This window comes from Paraburkholderia sediminicola (assembly GCF_046026895.1).
GTDB lineage: Bacteria > Pseudomonadota > Gammaproteobacteria > Burkholderiales > Burkholderiaceae > Paraburkholderia > Paraburkholderia sediminicola_C.
Genome location: NZ_JAQQEU010000312.1, coordinates 1 through 304 on the forward strand (window position 1 = coordinate 1; position 304 = coordinate 304).

The following is a 304-nucleotide window of genomic DNA, read 5'->3' on the forward strand; positions in this document are numbered from 1 at the left end:
CGCGTGTTCGGTGACGCCGAGGCCGTAGTAGATCGCGGCGTTACCGCCGGTGGCATAGATGCGGGCGGCTTCGCGGATGGATGCGGCGGGCACGCCGGTGAGTTCCTCTGTCGCTTCCGGCGCGTTCTCCGGCAGCGCGACGAAATCGCGCCACTGCTCGAACGCGCGCGTTTCGCAGCGCTCGGCGACGAACGCTTCGTCCACCAGTCCCTCGGTGACGATCACATGCGCGAGGGCATTGACCACCGCGACGTTGGTGCCCGGCCGCAATTGCAGGTGATGCGACGCCTTCACGTGCGGCGTG

General features: G+C 68.1%; 1 pseudogene. It reads right to left on the minus strand.

Annotated elements, in window-relative coordinates:
• A pseudogene (locus tag PQR02_RS40910) lies at positions 1 to 304 on the minus strand (formate dehydrogenase subunit alpha); the annotation flags it as partial.